The sequence below is a fragment of the Nonomuraea sp. GTA35 genome, from assembly GCF_041950525.1.
GTDB lineage: Bacteria > Actinomycetota > Actinomycetes > Streptosporangiales > Streptosporangiaceae > Nonomuraea.
Genome location: NZ_JBGNUV010000002.1, coordinates 1,145,632 through 1,169,341 on the forward strand (window position 1 = coordinate 1,145,632; position 23,710 = coordinate 1,169,341).

At 72.2% G+C, this 23,710-nt stretch carries 25 protein-coding genes; 7 read left to right on the forward strand and 18 right to left on the reverse strand.

The genetic code is table 11. The features are described from left to right. Window positions 1-113: 113 nt before the first annotated feature. Window positions 114-1,283, forward strand: a complete 1,170-nt coding sequence (locus ACBJ32_RS11900) for a winged helix DNA-binding domain-containing protein (protein ID WP_375126732.1) — start codon at window positions 114-116, stop codon at window positions 1,281-1,283. Between the two features lie 70 nt (window positions 1,284-1,353). Here ACBJ32_RS11900 and ACBJ32_RS11905 read toward each other — a convergent pair whose 3' ends face one another. The 7 genes from ACBJ32_RS11905 to uraD form a co-directional block, all read right to left on the reverse strand. Next, entirely contained in the window at window positions 1,354-1,566 is a 213-nt protein-coding gene (locus tag ACBJ32_RS11905; RefSeq protein WP_253746971.1) for an EF-hand domain-containing protein, read from the reverse strand. Window positions 1,567-1,644: 78 nt separating this feature from the next. Beyond that, window positions 1,645-3,012 carry an 8-oxoguanine deaminase gene (locus ACBJ32_RS11910; RefSeq protein ID WP_375126955.1) on the reverse strand — a complete coding sequence of 456 codons (1,368 nt, stop codon included), beginning with the start codon at window positions 3,010-3,012 and terminating at the stop codon, window positions 1,645-1,647. Window positions 3,013-3,014: 2 nt separating this feature from the next. After that, window positions 3,015-3,485: a (2Fe-2S)-binding protein gene (locus tag ACBJ32_RS11915; protein ID WP_375126733.1), complete on the reverse strand. Its 471-nt coding sequence runs from the start codon at window positions 3,483-3,485 to the stop codon at window positions 3,015-3,017. A gap of 34 nt (window positions 3,486-3,519) precedes the next feature. Beyond that, the gene (locus ACBJ32_RS11920; RefSeq protein WP_375126734.1) at window positions 3,520-4,380 is read right to left on the reverse strand and encodes an FAD binding domain-containing protein; all 861 of its coding nucleotides are present in this window, start codon (window positions 4,378-4,380) and stop codon (window positions 3,520-3,522) included. 5 nt (window positions 4,381-4,385) lie between these two features. Next, window positions 4,386-5,249: a factor-independent urate hydroxylase gene (gene pucL, locus ACBJ32_RS11925; protein ID WP_375126735.1), complete on the reverse strand. Its 864-nt coding sequence runs from the start codon at window positions 5,247-5,249 to the stop codon at window positions 4,386-4,388. After that, window positions 5,250-5,549 (reverse strand): hydroxyisourate hydrolase, encoded by a 300-nt coding sequence (gene uraH, locus ACBJ32_RS11930; protein WP_357865876.1) that lies wholly within the window; start codon window positions 5,547-5,549, stop codon window positions 5,250-5,252. It lies immediately after the preceding gene. Beyond that, window positions 5,546-6,037: a 2-oxo-4-hydroxy-4-carboxy-5-ureidoimidazoline decarboxylase gene (gene uraD, locus ACBJ32_RS11935; RefSeq protein ID WP_375126736.1), complete on the reverse strand. Its 492-nt coding sequence runs from the start codon at window positions 6,035-6,037 to the stop codon at window positions 5,546-5,548. The genes uraH and uraD overlap by 4 nt, the downstream gene beginning before the upstream one ends. Window positions 6,038-6,200: 163 nt before the next feature. On the opposite strand from uraD, the gene ACBJ32_RS11940 reads away from it, so the two are divergent. After that, window positions 6,201-7,040, forward strand: a complete 840-nt coding sequence (locus ACBJ32_RS11940; protein ID WP_375126737.1) for a deoxyribonuclease IV — start codon at window positions 6,201-6,203, stop codon at window positions 7,038-7,040. A gap of 410 nt (window positions 7,041-7,450) precedes the next feature. Here the strand turns inward: ACBJ32_RS11940 and ACBJ32_RS11945 are convergent, their stop codons facing one another. From ACBJ32_RS11945 to ACBJ32_RS11965, 5 genes are all read right to left on the reverse strand, one after another. Beyond that, window positions 7,451-8,953 (reverse strand): cation acetate symporter, encoded by a 1,503-nt coding sequence (locus ACBJ32_RS11945; protein ID WP_375126738.1) that lies wholly within the window; start codon window positions 8,951-8,953, stop codon window positions 7,451-7,453. Next, window positions 8,950-9,276: a hypothetical protein gene (locus ACBJ32_RS11950; protein WP_375126739.1), complete on the reverse strand. Its 327-nt coding sequence runs from the start codon at window positions 9,274-9,276 to the stop codon at window positions 8,950-8,952. Before ACBJ32_RS11950 ends, ACBJ32_RS11945 begins: the two co-directional genes overlap by 4 nt. Beyond that, complete coding sequence (locus tag ACBJ32_RS11955) at window positions 9,273-10,013, reverse strand: LytTR family DNA-binding domain-containing protein (RefSeq protein WP_168010174.1); 741 nt, start codon at window positions 10,011-10,013, stop codon at window positions 9,273-9,275. The genes ACBJ32_RS11950 and ACBJ32_RS11955 overlap by 4 nt, the downstream gene beginning before the upstream one ends. A gap of 66 nt (window positions 10,014-10,079) precedes the next feature. After that, window positions 10,080-11,240, reverse strand: a complete 1,161-nt coding sequence (locus ACBJ32_RS11960) for a sensor histidine kinase (protein WP_375126740.1) — start codon at window positions 11,238-11,240, stop codon at window positions 10,080-10,082. Window positions 11,241-11,294: 54 nt separating this feature from the next. Beyond that, window positions 11,295-11,891 carry a molybdopterin-dependent oxidoreductase gene (locus ACBJ32_RS11965; protein WP_375126741.1) on the reverse strand — a complete coding sequence of 199 codons (597 nt, stop codon included), beginning with the start codon at window positions 11,889-11,891 and terminating at the stop codon, window positions 11,295-11,297. A gap of 297 nt (window positions 11,892-12,188) precedes the next feature. Between ACBJ32_RS11965 and aroF the strand changes: the two genes are divergently transcribed. Together aroF and ACBJ32_RS11975 are read left to right on the forward strand one after the other, a co-directional pair. After that, entirely contained in the window at window positions 12,189-13,211 is a 1,023-nt protein-coding gene (gene aroF, locus ACBJ32_RS11970) for a 3-deoxy-7-phosphoheptulonate synthase (RefSeq protein ID WP_375126742.1), read from the forward strand. A gap of 111 nt (window positions 13,212-13,322) precedes the next feature. Then, window positions 13,323-13,610: a YiaA/YiaB family inner membrane protein gene (locus ACBJ32_RS11975; RefSeq protein ID WP_375126743.1), complete on the forward strand. Its 288-nt coding sequence runs from the start codon at window positions 13,323-13,325 to the stop codon at window positions 13,608-13,610. A 14-nt stretch (window positions 13,611-13,624) separates the two neighbouring features. On the opposite strand, the gene thiI is transcribed toward ACBJ32_RS11975, so the two are convergent. The 3 genes from thiI to macS all read right to left on the reverse strand — a co-directional run bounded on the left by thiI (window position 13,625) and on the right by macS (window position 16,652). Continuing rightward, on the reverse strand, window positions 13,625-14,821 hold the full coding sequence (gene thiI / locus ACBJ32_RS11980; RefSeq protein ID WP_357865861.1) for a tRNA uracil 4-sulfurtransferase ThiI: 1,197 nt from the start codon (window positions 14,819-14,821) through the stop codon (window positions 13,625-13,627). 68 nt (window positions 14,822-14,889) lie between these two features. Beyond that, window positions 14,890-15,531: a response regulator gene (locus ACBJ32_RS11985; protein ID WP_375126744.1), complete on the reverse strand. Its 642-nt coding sequence runs from the start codon at window positions 15,529-15,531 to the stop codon at window positions 14,890-14,892. A gap of 20 nt (window positions 15,532-15,551) precedes the next feature. Then, window positions 15,552-16,652 (reverse strand): MacS family sensor histidine kinase, encoded by a 1,101-nt coding sequence (macS, locus tag ACBJ32_RS11990; RefSeq protein WP_375126745.1) that lies wholly within the window; start codon window positions 16,650-16,652, stop codon window positions 15,552-15,554. Between the two features lie 111 nt (window positions 16,653-16,763). Between macS and ACBJ32_RS11995 the strand changes: the two genes are divergently transcribed. Beyond that, on the forward strand, window positions 16,764-17,615 hold the full coding sequence (locus ACBJ32_RS11995) for an MHYT domain-containing protein (RefSeq protein ID WP_357865855.1): 852 nt from the start codon (window positions 16,764-16,766) through the stop codon (window positions 17,613-17,615). Between the two features lie 61 nt (window positions 17,616-17,676). Then, complete coding sequence (locus ACBJ32_RS12000) at window positions 17,677-18,492, forward strand: MHYT domain-containing protein (protein ID WP_375126746.1); 816 nt, start codon at window positions 17,677-17,679, stop codon at window positions 18,490-18,492. A gap of 140 nt (window positions 18,493-18,632) precedes the next feature. Here ACBJ32_RS12000 and ACBJ32_RS12005 read toward each other — a convergent pair whose 3' ends face one another. Continuing rightward, entirely contained in the window at window positions 18,633-19,658 is a 1,026-nt protein-coding gene (locus ACBJ32_RS12005; RefSeq protein ID WP_375126747.1) for a 6-phosphofructokinase, read from the reverse strand. A gap of 132 nt (window positions 19,659-19,790) precedes the next feature. Between ACBJ32_RS12005 and glpK the strand changes: the two genes are divergently transcribed. Next, window positions 19,791-21,260: a glycerol kinase GlpK gene (gene glpK, locus ACBJ32_RS12010; protein WP_375126748.1), complete on the forward strand. Its 1,470-nt coding sequence runs from the start codon at window positions 19,791-19,793 to the stop codon at window positions 21,258-21,260. A 48-nt stretch (window positions 21,261-21,308) separates the two neighbouring features. Here the strand turns inward: glpK and ACBJ32_RS12015 are convergent, their stop codons facing one another. Together ACBJ32_RS12015 and ACBJ32_RS12020 are read right to left on the reverse strand one after the other, a co-directional pair. Further along, window positions 21,309-22,703 (reverse strand): N,N-dimethylformamidase beta subunit family domain-containing protein, encoded by a 1,395-nt coding sequence (locus ACBJ32_RS12015; protein ID WP_375126749.1) that lies wholly within the window; start codon window positions 22,701-22,703, stop codon window positions 21,309-21,311. A 52-nt stretch (window positions 22,704-22,755) separates the two neighbouring features. Then, window positions 22,756-23,661 carry a lactonase family protein gene (locus tag ACBJ32_RS12020; protein ID WP_375126750.1) on the reverse strand — a complete coding sequence of 302 codons (906 nt, stop codon included), beginning with the start codon at window positions 23,659-23,661 and terminating at the stop codon, window positions 22,756-22,758. Between the last annotated feature and the right edge of the window lie 49 nt (window positions 23,662-23,710).

The following is a 23,710-nucleotide window of genomic DNA, read 5'->3' on the forward strand; positions in this document are numbered from 1 at the left end:
GGCAGACCGCAGGTGGCCGAAGACCAGGCCGTGGTTGCCACGGGTCCGCCGACCGGCGTCTCCGGACATGCGGTCCTCCGGCTAGGCTCGCCGCAGGAAAAAAAGGGACGTTTATGCGGATTTCTCAGGCGCAGCGGCGAGCGCGGCTCGGAGCCCGGCACCGGCTGGCCGGCAAGGCGGCCGGCCCGGAGGAGGCGGCGGCGGCCGTGGTGGCGCTGCACGGCACGGACCCGGCGACGGTGTTCCTGTCGGCGGGCGCGCGCCTGACCGCGCCGGGCCCCGAGCCCGTCGAGCGGGCCCTGTACGCCGACCGCACGCTGGTGCGGATGACCGGCATGCGGCGCACGGTGTTCGTGGTGCCGGCGGAGCTGGTGCCGGTCGTGCACCACTCCTCGGCGCTGGCCATCGCCCGCAAGGAACGCGCGTCGGTGCTGCGGACGTTCGGCGAGGGCGGCTGGGACGAGGCGCGCCTGAAGGACGTGGAGGCGTCCGTGCTGCGGCTGCTGGCCTCGGGCGAGGCGACGGCTGTCGAGCTGGGCAGGCTGGAGCCGCGGCTGCGCGAGCAGGTCAGGGTGGCCGTGGGCAAGCCGTATGAGGGCGTGGTGAGCATCGGCTCGCGGCTGCTGCCCCTGATGGCGATGGACGGCCTGCTGGTACGGCGGGCCCGCTCGGCCGGCACCTGGGTCAACGGCACCCACTACTGGGCACTGGCGCCGGAGATGGCCGAGCTGACCGTGCACGAGGCGCAGGCGGAGCTGGTGAGCCGGTGGCTGGCGGCGTTCGGGCCCGGCACGGAGGCCGACCTGAAGTGGTGGACCGGCTGGTCGCTCAAGGACGTGCGCCGGGCGCTGGCGGCCGTCGGCGCGGTGACCGTGGAGCTGGACGAGGGCACCGGTCACGTGCTGCCGGGCGACGCGGAGGAGGTCGCCGCGCCCGAGCCGTGGGCGGCGCTGCTGCCCGCGCTCGACCCGACGCCGATGGGCTGGCAGGCGCGCGACTGGTACCTGCCGCGGGAGCACCGGGCCGAGCTGTTCGACCGCAACGGCAACGTGGGGCCGACGGTGTGGTGGGACGGCCGGGTCGTGGGCGGCTGGGCGCAGCGGCCGGACGGCGAGATCGTCTGGCGGCTGCTGGAGGACGTGGGAGGGGAGGCCGTGGCCGCGATCGAGGCCGAGGCGGCCGGGCTGGCCGCCTGGCTCGGCGAGGTCAGGGTGACCCCCCGCTTCCGCACCCCGCTGGAACGCGCGCTGTCGTCCCCGGTAGGAGACCGCGCGGATCCGTAGGAGACCGTGCGGATCCGTAGGAGACCGCGCGGATCCGTACGACCTACGAGACCGTGCGGATCCGCAGAACCTACGAGACCGTGCGGACGAACTCCTCGAAGGAGTAGCGGCCGTCCTGATCGGAGTCGGCCTCCTGGCTCATCGCGCCGAGCGCCTCCGCCGGGAGGTCGGGGAAGTGCCGCTTCAGCTCGGCCTCGCTGATGTAGCCGTCGCCGTCGGTGTCGATCGAGGCGAACGCAATCTTGAGCTCCGCCAGCCGCTCGTCTGGGAGTTCCGCCGACACGGGACCGCCTTTCCTACTCGTTTCGGACATTCCCACCCTAGTGGGCCCGCCCACCGAGGTGACGTGGCCGTCGGCGGCCTAGTGGATCTGCTCGGCGGCGGTGAAGCCGCGTTCCTCCGCCAGCCGCGCCAGCCGCCGCCGCGCCCGCAGCCCCGCGCGTCCCGCCTCGTCCTGGGGAAGCGTGCGCAGCTCGCCGTCGGCCACCACCGTGCGCCCGCCGACGAGCACCCTGGCCAGCGGCGGCACGGGCCCGAAGACGAGCGCGCAGACCGGGTCGGCGACGGCGGCCGTGTAGGGGCCGTCCACCCGCCACAGGGCGATGTCGGCCAGCTTGCCGGGCTCCAGCGAGCCGAGCTCGTGATGACGCCCGAGGTTGCGGGCGCCGCCCAGGGTGGCCAGCTCCAGGGCCTGCCGGGCGGTGAGGGCGCGCGGCCCGTACCTGGCGCGCTGGTACAGCAGGGCCTGCCGCATCTCCCCGGCCAGCGGCGTCAGCTCGGAGGAGGCGCTGCCGTCCACGCCGAGGCCCACGTTCGCGCCACGCCTGAGCATCTCCGACACCCGGGCGATGCCCGCCCCGAGCCGCCCGTTGGAGGAGGGGCAGTGCGCGGTGCCGGTGCCGGTGGCGGCCAGCTTGCCGATGTCGGCGTCGCTGAGGTGCACGGCGTGCGCCAGCCACACGTCCGGGCCGAGCCAGCCCAGCTTCAGCATGTAGTCGACGGGGCGCAGCCCGAACTGCTCGCGGCAGTGCTCGTCTTCGTCGACGGTCTCGGCGAGGTGCGTGTGCAGCCGTACGCCCTTCTCCCTGGCCAGGGCGGCCGACTCGGTCATCAGCTCGGCGCTGGCCGAGAACGGCGAGCACGGCGCGACCGCCACGCGCAGCATGGAGGAGAACGACGGGTCGTGGTAGGCGTCCACGGCCTCGGCGGTGGCGCTCAGGATGTCGTCCAGCTCCTCGACCACCACGTCCGGCGGCAGGCCGCCCTTGGACTGCCCCCGGTCCATGGAGCCGCGCGCCGGGTGGAAGCGCAGCCCGACGGCGCGGGCGGCCTCGATCTCGGCGGCCAGCAGGTCGCCCCTGCCCTTGGGGAAGATGTAGTGGTGGTCGCTGGTGGTGGTGCAGCCCGACAGCGCCAGCCAGCTCAGCCCTGCGGTGGCCGCGCCCTCGACCACGTCGGCGTCCATGGCGGCCCACACCTGGTAGAGCGCCACCAGCCATTCGAACAGCGTGGCGTCCTGGGCCAGCCCCTGCGAGGCCCACTGGTAGAGGTGGTGGTGGGTGTTGACCAGGCCGGGGGTGGCCAGGCAGCCGGTGCCGTCGATCCGGGTGACGCCCGGGGCCTCGGGGGCCGGGCCTGCCGCCACTTCGGCGATCAGGTCACCATCGATGCGGATATATCCTGATTCGTACTCGGGGCCGACGACGGGGGCCACGTGGACGTTCTCGATGATCACCGGGCCTCCTTGCGGGAGGCGGCCAGGCGTACCGCGTCGAGGATCTTCTCGTAGCCGGTGCACCGGCACAGGTTGCCCGCCAGCGCCTCCCTGATCTCGGCGTCCGACGGGCGCGGGCAGCGTTCGAGCAGGTCGTGCGCCTGCACGATCAGCCCGGGCGTGCAGAAGCCGCACTGCACGGCCCCGCACTCCACGAACGCCTCCTGCACCGGGTCGAGCCGGTCGCCGTCGGCGAGCCCCTCGACGGTGCGCACCCGCCGCCCCTCCACCTGCCCGGCGGCGACCAGGCAGGCGCAGACCGGCACGCCGTCCAGGTAGACCGTGCAGGAGCCGCACTCGCCCTGCTCGCAGGCGTTCTTGGAGCCGGGCAGGCCCAGGCGCTCACGCAGCACGTACAGCAGGCTCTCGCCCTCCCAGACGCCGTCGGCGCTCTCCTCGCGGCCGTTGACGGTGAAGTTCACGCGCATCAGGCGGCCCTCCTCCCCCCATGACGTGCCGGCATCAGGCGGCCCTCTTCTCCAGGTGGTCGTTCCAGGCCCAGGTGAGCGTGCGGCGGGCCAGCACGCCGATGGCGTGCACGCGGTAGGCGGCGGTGCCGCGCACGTCGTCGATCGGCGCGGCGGCCCGCGCGCACAGCTCGCCGAACCGCTTGACCAGCGCGGGGGCGAGCGGCGCTTCCCAGTCGAGCTCCGCGGCCAGCAGCTCCTCGGCCTCCAGGGCGCGGCGCGGGGTGGGCGCGGCCGAGCCGAGGCCGGTGCCGACCCGCCGCTCGCGCGGGTGCAGCGCGATCGCGAACGAGCACACCGCGATCACCATGGCGTTGCGCGTGCCGACCTTGGAGAAGTACTGCGGCCCCGTGGCGGGGGGCACGTGCACGGCCCTGATCAGCTCGTCCGGCTCCAGCGCGCTGCGCTTGACCCCGCGGTAGAACTCCGTGGCCGGGATCATCCTGACGCCCCGGTCGCGCGACTCCACCTCGACCACCGCCCCGGCGGCCAGCAGCGGCGGATGGCTGTCGCCGGCGGGCGAGGCCGCGCCCAGGTTCCCGCCGACGGTGCCGCGGTTGCGGATCTGCGGCGAGCCGACCGTGCGCGAGGCCTGCGCGAGCCCCGGCAGCGGGCCGCCGAGCTCGTCGACGACCGCCGCGTACGGCACCCCGGCCCCCACCCGGCACAGGCCGCCGGTCATCGACCAGTCGCGCAGCTCGGCCACCTGGTTGAGGTCGAGCAGCGCGGGCGGCCTGCGCACGTCGAAGTTGATCTCCACCATCACGTCGGTGCCGCCCTGGATGGGCACCGACTCCGGCTGGTCCGCCTTGGCGGCCAGCGCCTCCTCCCACGTCGTGGGTCGCAGAAAGTCCATCTTCCCTACTCCCAGGCGAATCCGGCGTCGGGGGCGTCGTCGCGCAGCACGCCGCCCTCGATGAGCCCGTACGGCCGGTCGGCGGCGTGGAAGACCTCGTTGTCGTTGTCCAGGCCGAACGGCGCGAGGTCCACGGCGAAGTGGTGCTTGTTCGGCATGGACAGCCTGACCTCGCAGATCTCGGGGCAGGTGGTCAGGGCGCGCTCGCCCATGGCGTACAGGGTCTGCTGGAGGGAGAGGCTGTGGGTGCCGGCGAACGCGTCGATCAGGCACCGCCTGACCTCCTCGTACGACTTGGCGTAGGAGGAGGCCTCGGGCGCGGCGTGCCGCCACCGGGCGTTGACGGCGGTGGCCAGGATGCGGTCGGTCGTCGGCTGGAGCGTGGTGTACTCGTCGGTGATGTAGCCGTGGAACTCCGAGCCCGTCGAGTTCAGCACCACCAGGTCCCGGAGGCCGGACAGCACGGTGGTGCGGCCGTCCTCGTCGTGGTGGACCACGCACGTGCGCACCTCGCCGCCGTCGCGCACGAACGAGTGCGGGCCCGCGCGGTTCCAGCCGTACTCCTCGATCGTCACCCTGGCGTGCCGGATCGTGGGCTGCGCGGCGACGAAGTGCCTGGCCAGGCGGAGGGCGAACTCCTCGATCTGGCCGACGCCGTACCGCCTGGCGAAGGCGTACACGGTGTTCTTCTGCGTGTCGGTCGGCAGGACGGCCGAGTTGTCGCCGATCAGGTGCGCGGCCTCCATGTCGCCCGACAGGGAGGTGCTGACGTTGACGTCCTTGACGTGGTGCACGGGGCCGTCCCTGAGCACGTGGACGAGCCTGGTCTCCGCCTTGCCGTAGCGGTTGGCGCCGAGCTTGACGATCATTCAGCTCCCTCGGTAGGTGGAGTAGGCGTACGGGCTGAGCAGCAGCGGCACGTGGTGATGCCGGTCGGGGTCGGAGATCACGAAGGTGACGACGACCTCGGGGTAGAAGGTGTCCTCCAGGTATCCCCCGGTGTCGAAGACGACCCGGTGCACGCCGGCGCCCGGGTTCCAGCCCTTGATGCGGCCGTCGTCGTCGGTGCGGCCCTCGGCCACGACCTCGCCGTCGTGCTCCAGGCGTACGCGCAGGCCGGCGGCGGGCAGGCCGGTGACCGCGTCGAGCACGTGGGTGGAGAAGCTCATGGTCCCTCCCCCACGAGCCTGCGCAGCCGCAGCCGGGTGATCGCGGCCAGCTCGGCCCGGACGACCGCGCGCTCGCGCTCCTCGTCGTTGCCCAGCCGCTCGCGCAGCCGGGCCAGCATCTGGGCGCCGGTGAGCCCGGTCGCGCAGACGAGGTAGACGTGCCCGAACCGCTCCTCGTAGGCCCGGTTGCCCTCGGCGAGCGCCGCGCGCAGCCCGTCCTCCACGCCCGACTGCTCCTGCCGGGACCACGACGCCTCCCTGCCGCCCCCGCCAGGGCGCTCCCCGATCCTGGGATGGGCGCTCAGCGCCTCCAGGACGTCGTCCCAGGCCAGTTCCAGCACCGCCGCCCCGGCGGCGTCGAGCAGCCGCTCCGGATCGGCGTATGGCCGCAGCGCGGCCACCTTCCCGGCGAACGCGCGGGAGGCGCAGCAGGCCAGCAGGTCCGCCTCGGCCTCGGCCGGGGGCCGGGCGTTGAAGTCGGTGAGCATGTCAGAAGTACACACACGCGCTTCGTGCCCGGTCCATCCGCCAGAACTCCCAACTCGCGGTCCGGATGCCGGACACTTTTCGTGTCATGCTCCAATCACGGCCGGTGGGCGCGTGTCGCCGCGACGGAAACGGTCAGGGGCTGCGCCTACACTGAGAGCCATCATGACCCCAACTTCCCTGATCGGCGGACACGTGTCCGTGACGGGCGGCCTGGCGACGGGCGGCCTCAAGTACATGGCCGAGATCGGCGCCGAGATGATCCAGGTCTTCGTCACCAACCCGCGCGGCTGGGCGCTCAACGACGGCAAGCCCGACGAGGACGCCAAGCTGGCCGAGTCGGGGGTGGCGGCCTTCATCCACGTGCCCTACCTGGTCAACTTCGGCTCGCCCAGCCCGGAGACGCTGGCCAACTCCATCGCGGTCGTACGCCACGCGCTGCGCCGGGGGGTGGAGACCGGCGCCAAGGGGGTCGTGGTGCACACCGGCTCGGCGGTGACGCAGTCGCGTGACGACGCCCTGCGGCAGCTGCACGACAACCTGCTGCCGCTGCTCGACGAGATCCCCGAGGGCGGGCCCGACCTGCTGCTGGAGCCGATGGCCGGCCAGGGCGCCATGCTGTGCGCCACCGTCCAGGACCTCGAGCCCTACCTGGCCGCCCTCGACTGGCATCCGCGGGCCTGCGTCTGCCTCGACACCTGCCACGCCTTCGCCGCCGGTCACGACCTGGCCGCCGAGGGCGGGGTACGGGAGACGTTCGACGCGCTGCACGCGATCGCGCCGGGGCGGCTCAAGCTGATCCACGCCAACGACTCCAAGGACGTGTGCGGCGCCAAGAAGGACCGCCACGAGAACATCGGGGCGGGGCACATCGGCGCCCAGCCGTTCGCCGACATGATGCGGCACCCGGCGGTGGCCGGCGTGCCGATCTGCATCGAGACGCCGGGCAAGGCCCCCAAGCACGCCGAGGACATCGCGCTGCTGAAGAAGCTCAGGGACGGCTGAGCCGAACAAGCCCGCGAGCGGGCGGTGACCACCGGGAGCCCGGGGCCGCCGATGCGCCGGGGATAAATCCCCCACCGAAGCGACAACCGTGATAGGGGCACCCGCTCACGCGATCCGACCGCCCCCGAAGGCCGGATCGCGGGGCCGCCGGCAGCGGCCTCAGCGGGCGCCCCTTCACGTTCGGCATGGCGGGCCCCACCCCCCGGTAAGGGGCCCGACAGCCGCGGCGACCTGCGCGTCGCCGGTGAACCCCGCGCACCGGACCTCTCGATGAGCCTCGCGGCCCGTCCCCCCGATGCGCCGGGATGGCTTCCGATGCCGAAACACTACGGTTGCGATCTTGTGGGCGAAACCCTGTTTACGGACAGCTCGTCGAACGGTCCGTAGTCATCGACATACGGAGAGTGGTGTTACGACGAGCGGTCGGCGCCACGCGACGAGCGGTAGGTCAGGGGGCCCGCAAGATGCTCGGGCACATGCATCCTGGTCATCATCCGGTCCACCACTCGCGGCACTCGACCCGGTGTGACCAGGGATATCACCACCATGGTGGCGAAGGAGACCGGCACCGCGACCGGCGCGGGGCAGGAAGTCAGCGCGCCCGTCTTCACGCCTGCCTCCTCCGCGATCACAAGCACCGCCGTCACACCCCCACCGGCCGCGAACCCGGCCGCGACGCCCACGTCCGTCAGCCGCCGCCACCAGATGCCGAGCACCAGCATCGGGCAGAACGTGGCCGCGGAGAGGCTGAGGCCCAGGAGCACGAGCGCCACGGACACGCCCGGGCCGGTGACCGCCGTCAGGGCCAGCCCGGCCAGCATGACGGCGAGCACGGCCGCGCGGAACGACCGCATCCCCGGCCGCGGCACGCACGCCGACAGCGCGCCCCCGACGGCCACCAGCACGCCGCCGGAGGTGGCCAGGAAGGCCGCGAACGCCCCCGCCGCCAGCAATCCCGTCAGCACGTCCCCCACGGCCCCGGAGAGCAGCCTGGCGGGCAGCAGGAGCACGATCTCGTCCGCCGCGGCGCCCCGCACGTGAACACTCCCCAGGATCCCGTACAGCGGCGGCACGACGCCGAACAGGGCCAGCATGACCTGGGTGGCCACGATGGAGCGCCGGGCGCCGCGCCCGTCCCTGCTGGTGTAGACGCGCACGATCACGTGCGGCAGCCCCATCGTGCCCAGCGCGCAGGCCACCAGCACCGACAGCACCCCGGGCAGCGACGGGTCGCCGGCCCCCGCCAGCCCCCCGCCGCCGGCCCGGTAGGCCCCCTCCAGCCAGGTGACGGGCCCGGTGAGGAGCGAGGTGCCGGCCATCCCCCAGCACACGGCTCCGACCCCGAGGAACACCGCCAGCTTCAGCCAGAACTGCGCGGCCTGCACGCTCGTCACGCTCCCCAGCCCGCCGGCGAGCGCCATGGTCAGCGCCGCCACCGCGACGGCCGCCCAGCCCAGCCACGGCGGCAGCCCGGTCAGCAGCCGCACCACCACCCCGGCGGCGTGGAGCTGGGCGACCAGGAACGCCAGCCCGACGGCGAGCACCAGGCAGGTGGCGAATCGGCGCAGCGGCGCCGAGCGCAGCCGCCATTCGGCGAAGTCGGGCAGCGTGTACGTCCCCGACCGCCGCAGCGGCGCGACCACCAGGGCCAGGATGACGACGAACCCGGCGGCGGCCCCCGCCGGGTACCACAACATCGGCGAGCCGTGCGTGGCGATGAGCCCGGCCGTGCCCAGGCAGGCGGCGGCCGAGGTGAACTCGGAACTGATCGCGGCGCCGTTCCACCAGGGGGGAACCGCCCTGGCCGCCACGTAGAAGTCGCAGGCGCCGCTGGAGCGGCGCGGTCGCGCGGCGCCCACCATGACGCCCAGAACCAGCACGTAGGCGATCCCGGTCAGCACCGCGACGGTCATCTCTCCAGCCGCTCCGCCCGCCTGAGCTGCAGCAGGGACAGGCCCACCCAGGCGCACTGGACCGCCACCGACAGCGCCACCCAGACCCAGAGCCCGGGCATCCGCGCGGCGAGGACCGGCACGCCCACCAGCAGCCCGGCCACGGCGCCCACGGTGCGCAGCGCCTGCCGTAACTGCAGGCCGACGATGGCGGGCACGCCGGGCAGGTCACCGGGCAGGTCACCGGGCAGGTCACCGGGCAGGTCGCCGAGCGGGCACGGCGTGCCGCGGCCGGCGAGTGCGGGAGGCCGCCGCGCCACGACGACGCGGCGCCCGCCCGTCACGAGATCACTCCCCTGTGCTGGCGCACGAGCTGCTCGCGCACCTGACGGCTGTGCCTCCTGCTGACCTGCAGCGTCTCGGTGCCGACGGTCAGCGTCACCCGCCCGCCCTCGAACCTGAGCTCGCTGACGTGCCGGCCGGAGACGAGCGTGCTGCGGTGGATGCGGATGAACCCGGCATCCGACCAGCGCCGCTCCAGCGCGGCCAGCGACATGCGCACCAGGTAGCTGCCGTCGACCGTGTGCAGGCGCACGTAGTCGCCCTTGGCCTCGGCGAACCAGACGGCCTGCTGCGGCACGAACCTGGTGCGCCCGCCCAGCTCGACCGGGATCACGTCGTCCTGGCCCGGCTCGGGGGCCGGGCTGGTGGCGGCCTCCAGCCTGCGCACCGCCTCGGACAGGCGCTCGGCCCTGACGGGTTTGAGCAGGTAGTCGACCGCCTCCAGCTCGAACGCCTGCACCGCGCACTCCTCGTGCGCCGTGACGAACACCAGCCTGGGCGGGCTGGGGAAGCCGCCGACCAGCCTGGCCAGGTCGAGCCCGTCGAGGCCGGGCATCCGGATGTCGAGGAACACCCCGTCGAGCCGTTCCCCGCCGCCGATCATCTGGACCATGTCCTGCAGCGCCGTGACGCCGTCGGCCGCGGTCGTGACGTGTTCGATTCGGTCGTCCTGGCGCAACAGGTAGGCGAGCTCTTCCAGAGCAGGCACTTCGTCGTCAACGGCCAGAACTCTCAGCATGTCCACCACGCTGTCGTATGAAAGCAGAGGTTACCGGCGCCACGCTAGCACAGGGTAAGGAATTGACTACAAAGAGCTGAGTTGTGCCTTGGGTACGCGCAGCCGGACCTTGGTGCCGGCGCCCAGCGCCGTCTCCACGACGAGGCCGTAGCCGTCGCCGTAGATCTGGCGCATGCGCAGGTCCACGTTGGCCAGGCCGATGCCGCTGCCCTCGCGCGCCGGGTCCTCGTCCAGCATGCGCCGCGCGCACTCGGGGTCCATGCCGGCGCCGTCGTCCTCGACCGTGATGTGCGCCTCGGGGCCCGCGTCGCGCACCACGACCCGCACCTCGCCGGGGCCGCCGCGCCCGGCCATGCCGTGCTTGATGGCGTTCTCGACCAGCGGCTGCAGGCACAGGAACGGCACCGGCACCGGCAGCACCTCCGGGGCCACCTGCATGCTGAAGCGCAGCTTGTCGCCGAAGCGGGCACGTTCCAGCAGCAGGTAGCGGTCCACGCAGGTCAGCTCGTCGGCCAGGGTGGTGAAGTCGTGCGCCCTGCGCAGCGCGTACCGGGAGAAGTCGGCGAAGTCGAGCAGCAGCTCGCGGGCGCGCTTGGGGTTGGTGCGGACGAACGAGGCGATCGTCGTGAGCGCGTTGTAGACGAAGTGCGGCGAGATCTGCGCGCGCAGGGCGCGCATCTCCGCCTCCAGCGCGCGCCGCCTGGAGGCGTCGAGCTCGGCCAGCTCGAGCTGGCCGGAGACCCAGCGGCCGACCTCGCTCACGGTACGCACGAGCGCGGCGCTCACCTCGCCGTCGAAGGCCGCCAGCACGCCCACCACGGTGCCGTCCACCGTCAGCGGCACCGCCACGGCCCCCAGGTCCGGCCCCTGCGGCTGCCCGGGGAAGACCTGGGCCCGCCCGGCGGCCAGCGTGGCGCGGGCGTAGGTGAGCACGTCGTCGGTGCACGGCCCGTCCCACGCCAGTGCGGCCTCCGTCGAGGTGATCGCGACGGCGGAGGTGCCGAGCAGGGTGCGCAGGTGCCGCACGGCCTTGCGGGCGGAGTCGCGGTCGAGCCCCGAGCGCAGGGCCGGGGCCGCCATCGCGGCGATGTGCAGCGTGGTGTACGTCGCGTCGTCCGCCCTGTGGGCCTCTGCCGGCACCGCCCGGCCGCGCCACGGCGCGCGGGCGAGCCCGTAGCCCAGGAGGAAGGTCAGAGAGCACAGCGCCACGCACACGGTGGTCAGCATGCTGGAAACCGTAACCAATAACGGAGCGTCCCCGGGGGAAAACCGGGAGTTGCGTCAGGGCGGGCCCTCTCCGGGTTCTTCCTGGTAGGAGTAGCGCTGCTCGCGCCAGGGGTCGGCCACGTTGTGGTAGCCGCGCTCCTCCCAGAAGCCCCTGCGGTCCTCCAGGAGGTATTCGATGCCGCGCACCCATTTGACGCTCTTCCACGCGTACAGGTGGGGCACCACGATGCGCAGCGGGAACCCGCGCTCGGGGCTGAGCGGCTTCTCGTCCAGCTCCATGGCGAACAGCGTGCCGGGCGCGGTGAAGTCGGACATCCGCAGGTTGGCGCTGTAGCCGTACTCGGCCCAGATCATCACGTGGCGCACGCCGGGATCGGGCGGGGCGGCCTCGATGATCGTGGCAGGGGTGACGCCGCGCCACTCGTTGGCCATCAGGGAGAACTTGGTGACGCAGTGGAAGTCGTCGATGTGCGTGGCGCGCGGCAACCGCTCGAACTCGCCCCAGTCGAAGCGGTGCTCCTCGCCCGAGGCCGTGGCCCCGAACACCCGGAAGTCCCAGCTCTCCGGCTTGAACGCGGGCACCCTGCCGTAGTGGATCACGGGCCGGCCGCGCGGGACGTACTGGCCTGGAGGCAGGCGCGACTCCTCCACGATCACTCCCCTCACCGGTCTCGCGGTCTTGGGCCATCCTGCCATCGGGCCGTGAGTGGTTCGCGAGCGGGTGCGGTGCGGTAGGCTTGCGCACTATGCACGCAGCGTTCCTGTTTTCCTATGGCGGCGGACCCGAGTCCGTTCGCCATCTGGTGCTGCGCTAGCAGACAGGCGAACGAAGGCCCCGGGTCCGATCGGACCCGGGGCCTTCTTGTTTTTCCGGCAGAAGTTTCCCGGCAGAAGTTTCCCGGCAAGAGTTTCCCGCCGGCGGAGTTTCCCTCCAGAAGGAGCAAGCAGATGGTGATCGTGATGGGGCCCGAGGCCACCGCCGCCGACATCGAGGCGATCGTGTCCGTCGTCGAGGCGGCCGGGGTGGAGGCGTTCGTCAGCAAGGGGGTGCGGCGCACGATCGTCGGCCTGGTCGGCGACGTGACGCAGCTCGACGCGGCGAGCCTGCGGGGCATGGCGGGGGTGCGCGACGTCATGCGCGTGTCCACACCGTACAAGCTGGTCAGCAGGGAGAACCATCCGGAACGTTCCACGGTCCACGTGGGCGGCGTGCCGATCGGCCCCGACACCGTGACGCTGATCGCGGGGCCGTGCGCGGTGGAGACGCCCGAGCAGACGCTCGCCGCGGCCAGGATGGCGCAGGCGGCCGGGGCGGTGCTGCTGCGCGGCGGGGCCTTCAAGCCGCGTACGTCCCCGTACGCCTTCCAGGGGCTGGGCGAGAAGGGGCTGCGCATCCTGGCGGACGTGCGCGAGGAGACGGGCCTGCCGATCGTGACGGAGGTCGTGGACGCGCGGGACGTGGAGATGGTCGCCTCCTACGCCGACATGCTGCAGGTCGGCACCCGCAACATGCAGAACTTCGCGCTGCTGCAGGAGGTCGGCGCGGCCGGCAGGCCGGTGATGCTCAAGCGCGGCATGACCGCCACGATCGAGGAGTGGCTGATGGCGGCCGAGTACATCGCCCAGCGCGGCAACCTCGACATCGTGCTGTGCGAGCGGGGGGTGCGGACCTACGAGACGGCCACCCGCAACACCCTCGACGTCTCGGCCGTGCCGGTGGCGCAGCGGCTGTCGCACCTGCCGGTGATCATCGACCCGTCGCACTCGGGCGGGCGGCGCGACCTGGTGCTGCCGCTGACCCGGGCGGCCATCGCGGTCGGCGCCGACGGCGTCATCATCGACGTGCACCCGCAGCCCGAGCAGGCGCTCTGCGACGGGCCGCAGGCGCTGGTGGACGCAGACCTGGGCGAGCTGGCCCAGGTCATGACCGACTTCCCGCCGCTGCTCGGCAAGACGGCCGCGACCGCCTGAGCCTTCCCCGGGTGAGGCCGGCCGCCACAAGCCACTCGCCGGTTGTACTCATGGGTAACTTGAGTACGAACCCTCATGTGCCGGGCTTCGCCCGCGCCGCACCATGGCCACATGACGAAGCCCATTCAACCCACGCAGACCACCGCGTTCTACGTCCAGGCGCTCCTGTCGTTCGCCGTCTCGCTGACCTCCGTGGTGATCGCCCTGGTCTACCTGCCCGTCCAGGGCTGGATCAGGGCGTTCCTCGGGCTCGGCCTCCTGTACGTCGTCACCTCCACGGTCACCCTGTGCAAGGTCGTGCGGGACCGGCAGGAGCTGTCGGAGGTCAGCAACCGCGTCGACCAGGCCAGGCTGGACAAGCTCCTGGCCGAGCACGACCCGTTCAAGGTCGACGCCTAGCTGCGGACGCCTAGCTACAGGGTGTACTCCTGGATCGAGTCGGCGAGCTGCACGCACAGCTCCTCGGCGTCGAGCCGCTTCTCGATCAGCTTGAGGTCCTCGATCTTGGCCCGCGTCTCGGCGCGCTTGGGAGCCAGCAGCGAGCAGCAGTCCTCGTCGGGCAGCTCCGAGATCTCCAGCGTGCCGATGCGCCGGGCCTCGGCCATGATCTCGGTCTTGTCCCAGCCGACCAGCGGCCGCAGGATCGGCAGGTCCACCGCGTTGTCCTGGGCGGTGATGTTGGCCAGCGTCTGCGAGGAGACCTGCCCGAGCGCGTCGCCGGTGATCAGGGCGGCGGCGTGGATGCGGTGGGCGACCTCCTCGGCCGTCTTGAGCATCAGCCGCCGCTGCGCGATCACCGCCAGCCGGTCCTGCCCCGAGGTGCGGATCGACTGCTGCGCCTTGCCGAACGGCACCACCCACAGGCGGGACTTGCCCTGGAACCGGTCGAGCTTCCTGACCAGCGCGTACGCCTTGTAGATCGACTCCGACGTGGTGAACGGGATGCCGGAAAAGTGCAGGAAGTCGACGTGCAGGCCGCGCCGCATCATCCGGTACGCCGCCACGGGCGAGTCGATGCCGCCCGACATGAGCACCAGGGCCCGGCCGCTGCTGCCGACGGGCAGGCCGCCCTGGCCGGGGATGCCGCCGGTGAAGACGAACACCTCGTCCCTGTCGACCTCGATGAAGACCGTCAGCTCGGGGTTCTTCAGGTCGACCGGCAGGCCGTACTCGTCGTTGATGGCGCCGCCCACGAGCCGGTCGAGCTCGTTGGAGCGCAGCGGGAAGCGCTTGTCGCGGCGGCGGGAGCGGACCGCGAAGCGGGCGCCCCGCTTGGCCTCCTCGCTCTCGCCGACCAGCTCGAGGCCCGCCTTGAGCACGGCGTCGGGGTCCTTGGCGACCCGCCAGGCGCGGTGGATCCAGACCAGCCCGGGCACGTCGGCGACCCGCTGCGCCACGGCCTCCGCCTGCTCGGCGGTGGCGCCCTCGGGCAGGAAGATCGCGATCACGCCGTGCCGCTTGCGCACGTCGACCTGGACGCCGACCGTCTGCAGGGCATCGCGGATGTTGGCGATGAGGCGGCGTTCGAACAGCTCGCGGTTCTTGCCCTTGAGGACGATCTCGCCCAGCTTGAGCAGAACGCACGGCTCGCCCAGGGCGGACATCGTCATGGTGGAACCTCCGGGAAGATGGGGACGGGCGCAGCGGTTGACGGTTCCAACGCCGCGACCACCCGAGTTTAGTCCGCGTCGAGCCCGCGCTCGATCGCATATCGCACCAGCTCGACCCGGTTGTGCAAGTGAAGCTTGCCGAGGGTGTTCTGGACGTGGTTCTGCACGGTGCGGTGGGACAGCACGAGCCGTTCGGCGATCTGCCTGTACGACAGCCCCTTGGCCACCAGCCTGAGCACCTCGGTCTCCCGCTCGGTCAGCCGGGGCCCCTCGGTGGGCTCGAGCTGGACGGCCAGCCGCCGGTACTCCCCCAGCACCAGCCCGGCCAGCCCCGGGGTGAACACGGCGTCGCCGTCGGCGGTGCGGCGCACGGCGTCGAGGAACTCCTCCCGGCTGGCCGATTTCACCAGATATCCGCAGGCGCCGGCCTTGACCGCCTCCAGCACGTCGTCCTGCTCCGCGCTCGCCGACAGCACCAGCACCCTGGGGGCCGGGTCCACCTGCGCCAGGCGGGCGGCCACCTCGGGCCCGGGCAGGTCGGGCAGCCTCAGGTCGAGCACCACGACCTCGGGCAGCACCGCGGCGGCCACCCTGACCGCCTGCCGCCCCTCCCCCACGGCGGCCACGACCTCGTAGCCGGCCTCCGCGAGATCCCTGGCGACGCCGTCGCGCCACATGGGATGATCGTCCACCACCATGACCCGCACCATGGCGCAACTGTAAGCGTTGGTCAGGCGGACAGGGTGATCTCCACCTCGGTGCCCTGCCCGGGGACGCTCACGATCGACACCCGCCCGCCCAGCTCGGCCATCCGCCCCCGGATCGACCTGGCCACCCCCATGCGCCCGTCCGCGGCGGCCTGCTCCAGCCGGCCCTCCGGGATGCCGGGCCCCTCGTCCCTGACAGTGACCGTGACCGCACCGTCCAGGAATTCGGCCAGCACCCAGGCGCGCGCCTGGTGACCGCAATGCGCGCGGACGTTGTCCAGGGCCGCGCCGACGGCGGCCGAGACGGAGGCGGCGGCCTCGGCGGGCAGGAGCAGCGGCGTGGCCGGGGTCGAGACCGTCACCGCGGGCGAGCCGTACCGGGCCAGGAGCGAGCGCAGGTCGATCGTGCCCAGGGGAGGCGGCGGCCCGACCGAGACGAGCTCGCGCAGCGCGGCCTCCTGCTCCCCCGCCAGGCGGCCCAGCTCGGCCGCCTCGCCACCGAGCTCCCGCCCGCGCCGCTGCACCAGGGCGAGGACCTGCAGGACCGAGTCGTGGATGTCGCGGGCCAGCCGCTCCCGCTCCCGCTGGGTGGCCTCCATCTCGGCGGCCCGCTGCATGCGCTCCTCCGCCCGCTTGGCCAGCCGGACCATGTGGCCGACCAGCCAGCCCGCCATGAGCAGGAGCACCGTCTCGTTGATGAGGACGGACGCCTCGTCGACCCGCGACCGTGACCACAGCTCGCCGGCCGCGACCACGCACGCCGCGAGCGTGCCCGCGCGCCTGCCGTGGTGCACGGCCCAGGCGAGCACGGGTGCGGCGATCCAGGTCGCGGGCACGGGCATGGCGCCGATCGTCACCTGCTGGGCGCCCTGCACGTACGGGGTGGTGAGCAGGCACGCCGTCGTCACCGTCAGGTCGGCGGTCAGCAGCGGCCACCGGCGCAGCGGCTCGGCCGCGTAGGCGAACGTCGCCGCGGCGGTCCACAGCGCCATCACGCCGATCACCAGCCAGCCGAGCAGCGGCTGCTCGTAGCCGCGGTGCTGGGCCATCAGCACGGCGGCGTACACCAGCGAGGCGACGCGGAAGACCGCGATCGCCCGCCAGAACGGCCCCTCGATAGCCATGAGCCTTTCTCATGTTTCCGACACGGATGTTGACAGATAGTTCGGGTATCCATGCGAAAGGGACATCCGGGATGGCACAATCCGGGAACCCCTAATGCAAGGAACCGATAGATGACCTCCGCTGTGAATCATTTCACCTACGGACTGATCACGCCGTTGCTCGCATACGTCATGTCCTGCATCGGCTCGATGCTCGGACTGCGGCTCACCGCGCAGGCTCACGCCTCCCGCGGCGGCGCCCGCGTGCGCTGGCTGCTGGGAGCGGCCGTCTCCATCGGCGGCACGGGCATCTGGGTCATGCACTTCATCGCCATGATGGGCTTCGAGGTGGAGGGCACCCAGATCAAGTACGACGTGCTGCTCACCGTCGCCTCGGCGGTGGTGGCCATCGTGGTCGTCGGCACCGGCCTGTTCCTGGTCTCGTACGGCGGCGGCCGGATCCTCGCGTTGCTCGGGGGCGGCCTGCTGACGGGGCTCGGCGTGGCCTCGATGCACTACCTCGGCATGTACGCGATGAACATGTCCGCCCACGTCTCCTACGACCGGCTCACCGTGGCCGCCTCCGTGGGCATCGCCGTGGTCGCCGCGACCGTGGCCCTGTGGTTCACGCTGCGCGTCAAGAAGCCCATCTGGATCACCGGCGCCGCCCTCGTCATGGGCGTGGCCGTCGCGGGCATGCACTACACCGGCATGTACGCCATGCACGTCTCGGTCGACGGCGAGCCCGGCGTCGTGGCGGGCGCCGAAGCGCTCGACTTCCTCGTGCCCCTCATGACCGTGATCAGCCTCATCACCCTGACCATGCTCCTCATGGTCATCCTGTCGCCCTCGGAGGAGGAGCTGCACGAGGACGCGGAGCTCGTCGCGAAGCTGGAACTGCGCCGCCGCACCGCTCATCAGCAACAACTCACCTACCCCACGCCGATGCCGCGCCAGCAGCCGATGCAGGCTCGGCGAAGGTAGTTGCGCGGGCGACGAATCCCCACTCATACTCCCTTATCGGTGCGTAAGGGGATGGTGGGGTATGTCGCCGATCGATCATTTCTCCCACGGGCTCTTGACACCCGTGCTCGCGTACATCATGTCCAGCGTGGGCTCCATGCTCGGCCTGCTGCTCACCTCGCGTGCGAGGCTGATCGGCGGGCGTGAGTCCAAGTGGTGGCTCGTCGGCGCGGCCTTCGCGATCGGCGGCACCGGCATCTGGACGATGCACTTCATCGCCATGCTCGGCTTCTCCGTGGACGGCCTGGCGATCAGGTACGACGTGCCGCTCACCGCCGCGTCCGCCTTGCTCGCCGTCGTCGTCGTGGGCATGGGGCTGTTCCTGGCCGCCCACGGCGGCGAACGGCTGGGCTTCCTGATCAGCGGCGGCGTCCTGACCGGGCTCGGCGTGGCCGGCATGCACTACCTGGGCATGGCGGCCATGAACATGTCCGCCCACGTCGACTACGACCCGGTGGTCGTCTCGCTGTCGGTGCTGATCGCGGTGGCGGCGGCCACGGTGGCGCTCTGGTTCACGCTGCGGGTCAGCGGGGCGCTCAGGATCGGCGGGGCGGCGCTGGTCATGGGCGTGGCGGTCTCGGGCATGCACTACACCGGCATGTACTCGATGTCGGTCTCGTCGCATCTGGAGATGGCGGCCGTGCCCGGCGCGCGGGCCATCGACTTCCTGCTGCCGCTCATCGTGGGCATCAGCGTGATCACGGTGGGGCTGCTGCTCACCGTCATCCTGTCGCCCTCGGAGAAGGAGCTGCGCAGCGAGGCGGAGTACAGGGAGCGGCTGCGCGGACGCGACGAGGGCGCGCCGGAGGTCGATCTCTTCGGCACGCCCCGCGGCTGAGCCATGTGTGCTGGGTACGGCTTGCGACGCAAGGTGGGCCGCCGACTCTCTGCGGCGCAAGCCGTACCTTGAGGGGGTTGTAGCGGTAACCCCGCTGACTCGAAGGTACGGCCGCCCGCTTGCAAGCCGCTTTCAGCCGGTTATCCGAAGAACACCTCGGCCTCGGAGTAGCGCTCCACCGGCACGGTCTTCAGCTCGGCCGTGGCCTCGTCGAGGCCGACGCGCACGATGTCGGTGCCGCGCAGCGCGACCATCTTGCCGTAGTCGCCCTCGTGGGCCGCGTCGATCGCCTGCAGCCCGAACCTGGTCGCCAGCACCCGGTCGTAGGCGGTGGGGGTGCCGCCGCGCTGGATGTGGCCGAGCACCGTGGTGCGGGCCTCCTTGCCGGTGCGCTTCTCGATCTCCTTGGCCAGCACCTCGCCGATGCCGCCCAGGCGGACGTGGCCGAACGCGTCGAGCGTGCCCGCCTGCAGCTCCATCTGCCCCTCGATCGGGTGCGCGCCCTCGGCGACCACGATGATCGGCGAGTAGCGGGTGCGGAAGCGGGACTCGACGTACTCGCAGACCCGGTCGATGTCGAACGGCTTCTCCGGGATGAGGATGACGTTCGCGCCGCCGGCCATGCCCGCGTGCAGCGCGATCCAGCCCGCGTGCCGGCCCATGACCTCGCAGATCAGCGCCCGGTGGTGGGACTCGGCGGTGGTGTGCAGCCGGTCGATGGCCTCCATCGCGATGTTCACCGCGGTGTCGAAGCCGAAGGTGTAGTCGGTGCCCGACAGGTCGTTGTCGATGGTCTTGGGCACGCCCACGACGTTGACCTCGCGGTCGTAGAGCTGCTTGGCGACGCCCAGCGTGTCCTCCCCGCCGATGGCGATCAGAGCGTCCACGCCGGTGGCGGCCAGGTTCTCCTTGATCCGGTCGACCCCGTTCTCGATCTTCATCGGGTTCGTCCTGGAGGAGCCCAGAATGGTGCCGCCGCGCGGCAGGATGCCGCGTACGGCCTGGATGTCCAGTGGCATCGTGTCGCCTTCGAGGGGACCGCGCCAGCCGTCACGGAAGCCGACGAACTCATGACCGTAGACGCTCACCCCCTTACGCACCACTGCCCTGATCACGGCGTTGAGCCCGGGGCAGTCGCCGCCTCCGGTCAGCACTCCAATACGCATGGCGGGTTCCTCCCAGATAGGGGTCACGAACCAGACCTTGATGTCAGACTCGCATTGTGCCCGGCATCCCGCGCAGTGGTCTAGACCAAACGCCAGCCCGAAAAACTAAACCCTTACCCCGGAGGAATTTTCATGGTTGTGCTCGCGATTGATGCCGGAACAACTGGGGTGACAGCGCTGCTTGTCACAGAAAACAGGCAGATCATCTCCAAGGGGTACGAGGAATTCGCGCAGCATTTCCCCGAGCCCGGCCGGGTCGAGCACAACCCCGAGGACATCTGGCAGGCCACCCTGTCGGCCTGCGCCACCGCACTGCGCGGAGCCGCGCAACCGCCCTCCTGCGTGGGCATCACCAACCAGCGCGAGACCGCCGTGTTGTGGGATCGCCGCACGCTGGCCGCGCCGCGGCGGGCGATCGTCTGGCAGGACCGCCGCACGGCCGGGCTGTGCGGGCGGCTGCGCGAGGCGGGGCACGAGCCGCGGGTCTCGGAGCTGACCGGGCTGCGCCTCGACCCCTATTTCACCGCCACCAAGCTGACCTGGCTGGCCGAGAACGACCCCCGGGTCTGGGAAGGGGTCGAGTCCGGAAATGTGGCCATAGGGACGGTGGACTCCTACCTGATCGCCAGGCTGACGGCGGGCGCGCGGCACGTCACCGACCCGTCCAACGCCTCCCGGACCCTCCTGTACGGGCTGGCGTCCGGCACCTGGGAGCCGGAGCTGTGCGAGCTGTTCGGGGTGCCGCGGGAGGCCCTGCCGGAGATCGTGCCGAACTACGGGCCGATCGGGCGTACGGACCCGTCGGCGTTCCTCGGGCTGGACGTGCCGATCAGCGGGGTCGCGGGCGACCAGCAGGCGGCGCTGTTCGGGCAGACCTGCTTCGACGTGGGGGACGTGAAGTGCACCTACGGTACGGGCTCGTTCGTGCTGACCAACCTCGGCGGGGAGATCGTGCGCTCGGAGTCGGGGCTGCTGACCACGGTGGCCTGGCAGACGCCGTCGGGCGAGCGCACGTTCGCGCTGGAGGGGTCGATCTTCGTGACCGGGGCGGCGGTGCAGTGGCTGCGTGACGGGCTCGGGGTGATCGGGACGGCGCCGGAGTCGGAGGCCGTGGCGCGTACGGTGCCCGACAGCGGCGGGGTGGTGTTCGTCCCCGCGCTGACCGGGCTGGGGGCGCCGCACTGGGATCCGCAGGCGCGCGGGCTGATCACCGGCATCACCCGCGGCACGACGCGGGCGCACCTGGTCAGGGCCACGCTGGAGGCGATCGCGTTCGAGGTGCGGGACGTCGTCGAGTCGATGACCGGCGGTTCGGTGCCCGTGCTGAAGGCCGACGGCGGGGCGAGCGCCAACGACCTGCTCATGCAGCTCCAGGCCGATCAGCTCGGGGCGGCGGTGGAGCGGCCGGCGATCCAGGAGACGACGGCGCTCGGGGCGGCGTTCCTGGCCGGGCTCGGCGCCGGCGTGTGGGGGTCGCGGGCCGAGCTGCGCAAGACCTGGCACCTGGACCGGCGCTTCGAGCCTGGCGAGCGCGACGACGCCGCCTACGAGCGCTGGCGCGCGGCCGTCCGGCTCGCGACGGCGGGCACCCACGGCTCCTGAACTCCTGGCGTCACGGCTCCTGAGCGGCCGGCTCCTGAACGCCCGGCGTCACGGCTCCTGAGCGGCCGGGTGCGGCGGCTGCGCGCCTTCCTTCTGGGCGCGGCCGGCCGGGCCCTTGGCGAAGCGGGTGAGGAGGTTGAGCGTGGCGCGGCGGGTGAAGGCGGCGGCGGAGTCGGTGACGCCGTGCCCGCACCGCCGCCCGCGCAGCGCGCACACCCAGCGCATCGTGCCGGAGGCGAACACCCCGGCCCCGCTCGGCGCCGTGTAGTACGTGCTGTGCGTGACGGCGGCCCGGCCGCCGCACGAGAACGGCGACTCGGCCAGCACCTGGACACCGGGCGGCGACCCCCGCGACACCCGGTCGGTCTCCACGCCGACCATCCCCGGGAAACGCCGCCCCTTCGTCCCGGCGAAGATCCAGTGCCCTGGCCTGCTGACCCGGTAGACGCCCTCGGCGGGGAAGCAGTCGTACATCTGCCCGATCAGCGAGCTCTCCGGCTCCGACTCCCGCCACAGCTCGCAGACCCGCTCCTTGTCGCACAGCACCTGCCTGCCGCGCATGGCGATGCGCCAGTAGACGGCGTTGGCGCCGAGGAAGGCGAGGTTCGTGCCCCGGTCCCTGGCCCTGGTGACGGCCCTGCGCATGCCGGGCGACCAGTACTCGTCGTGGCCCAGCGAGATCACCGCGCGGGCGCCGTCCAGCGCGCCCGGCACGAGGTCCAGGTTGGTCAGGTACGCCAGCGGCACCCCGCTCTGCTCGGCCACGGCCAGCGCCTCCTCCTCGAAGTCCAGGAAGAGCCGGGCGCCGGTGCCGTCGTAGGGGCGGTCGAAGGTGACCGCGCGCGAGCGGTACCCGTACCCGCCGGGGCCCGTGTAGAGGCTGCGGCCGCCCCACAGGTTGTACGCCTGCCAGGTGGTGACCGCGTTCACGATCACCACGCGACCGGCGGTGGAGGCCGAGCGCACGGTGATCGGGACGTAGCGCTGGGCGCCGGTGGAGGCGTCGAGCCTGACGAGGTAGGCGCCCTCGGGCCAGCCGGCGGTGTCCACGGTCAGGGACGGGTCCCAGTGGGCGGCGGTCACCGTGCCGTCCACGACCCGCGCCGCCGCCTGCCGCGTCCCCCGCACCCACGCCGACTCCCACACCTTCGACGGGTTGGCGCCCATGCGGAAGGCGCGGGCGGAGAAGCGCGGCGCGGTGGTGGAGACGTGCAGCCGGAACCGCTCCCCCGGCAGCACGCTCACCTCGTCGGCGTAGCCCTCGATCTCGTGCGCGGCGCCGTGCCGGGTGATCCGCCACGACTCCTGCACGTCGGCGACCGGCGGCTCGGCGACCTGCCGCGTGACGGGCGGATCGGCGTGCTGGTCGACGGGCGGCTCGACGGCGGGCGCCTCGCCGCAGCCGGCGGCCAGCAGGACGAGGGCGAGCAGGATCTTGCGCACGTGCCCATGGTCGGGACCGGACGCCCGGGCGGGCCCCGACTTGGCGAACTCCTTACATGATCAGCACACAGGCCGGGCTTTCCACCTCGTACGACTCCCCGTCCGGCGCCGGCACGCCGTCCTCGATCCGGAATGAGGTGACGGTGTTCGCGTACTGGTTGGCCACGTACATGCGCTCGCCGTCGATGGCGAAGTGCCTGGGCCAGTTGCCGCCGGAGGGCACCTCGGCCACCGGTGACAGGTCGGCGGCGCGCAGCACGGAGATCGTGTTCGGGCCGCGGTTGGCGACGTAGACGAGGTCGCCGTGGAGCTGCAGGTGGGAGGGGGCGTTCTCGCCCTCCTGGCGGGAGGCGCGGACGACCGTGCGGCGCTCGCCCTCGATCAGGGTGACGGTGCCGTCGAGCTCGCCCGCCACGTACAGGCGCGAGCCCGCGAAGGCGAAGTGGCGCGGGCCGGTGCCGGGGGCCAAGGCGATCGGCTCCAGCGGGGTGCCGTCGTGGCGGTAGCGGCGGATCTCGTCGGTGCCGAGGTCGGAGACGTGCAGCAGGCCGTCGTGGAAGACGGCCTGGTGGGCGTGCGGGGCCTCCTGGCGTTCGGCGTCCGGGCCTGAGCCCGTGTGGCGCAGCACGATGGGATCCCCCGTGAACGCGCCCCGCTCGTCCAGCCGGTAGAGGGTAGCCGTGCCGTCGCCGTAGTTGGCCACCGCGAGCAGGCCGCCCTCGGGGTCGACGGCGACGTGGCAGGGGCTGTGGCCCTCGCTGGGGCGCTCGTCCAGCGGGCCGAGCTCCGCCCCCCGGGCCTGGTACGCGGTGAGCCAGCCGCGTTCGAGCTCGCCCACGGCGTACAGCACCGGCAGCGAGGGGTGGGCGGCCAGGAACGAGGGCGCCGTCACCCGGGTGAGGCCGCCGCCGATGGTGACGATGCCGGGACCGTATCCGCCTATGCGCACGTGCTTCACAGCGGGGATCCTCCTATGGTTGACTACGGCAATGAGTTCGTTGACAGAG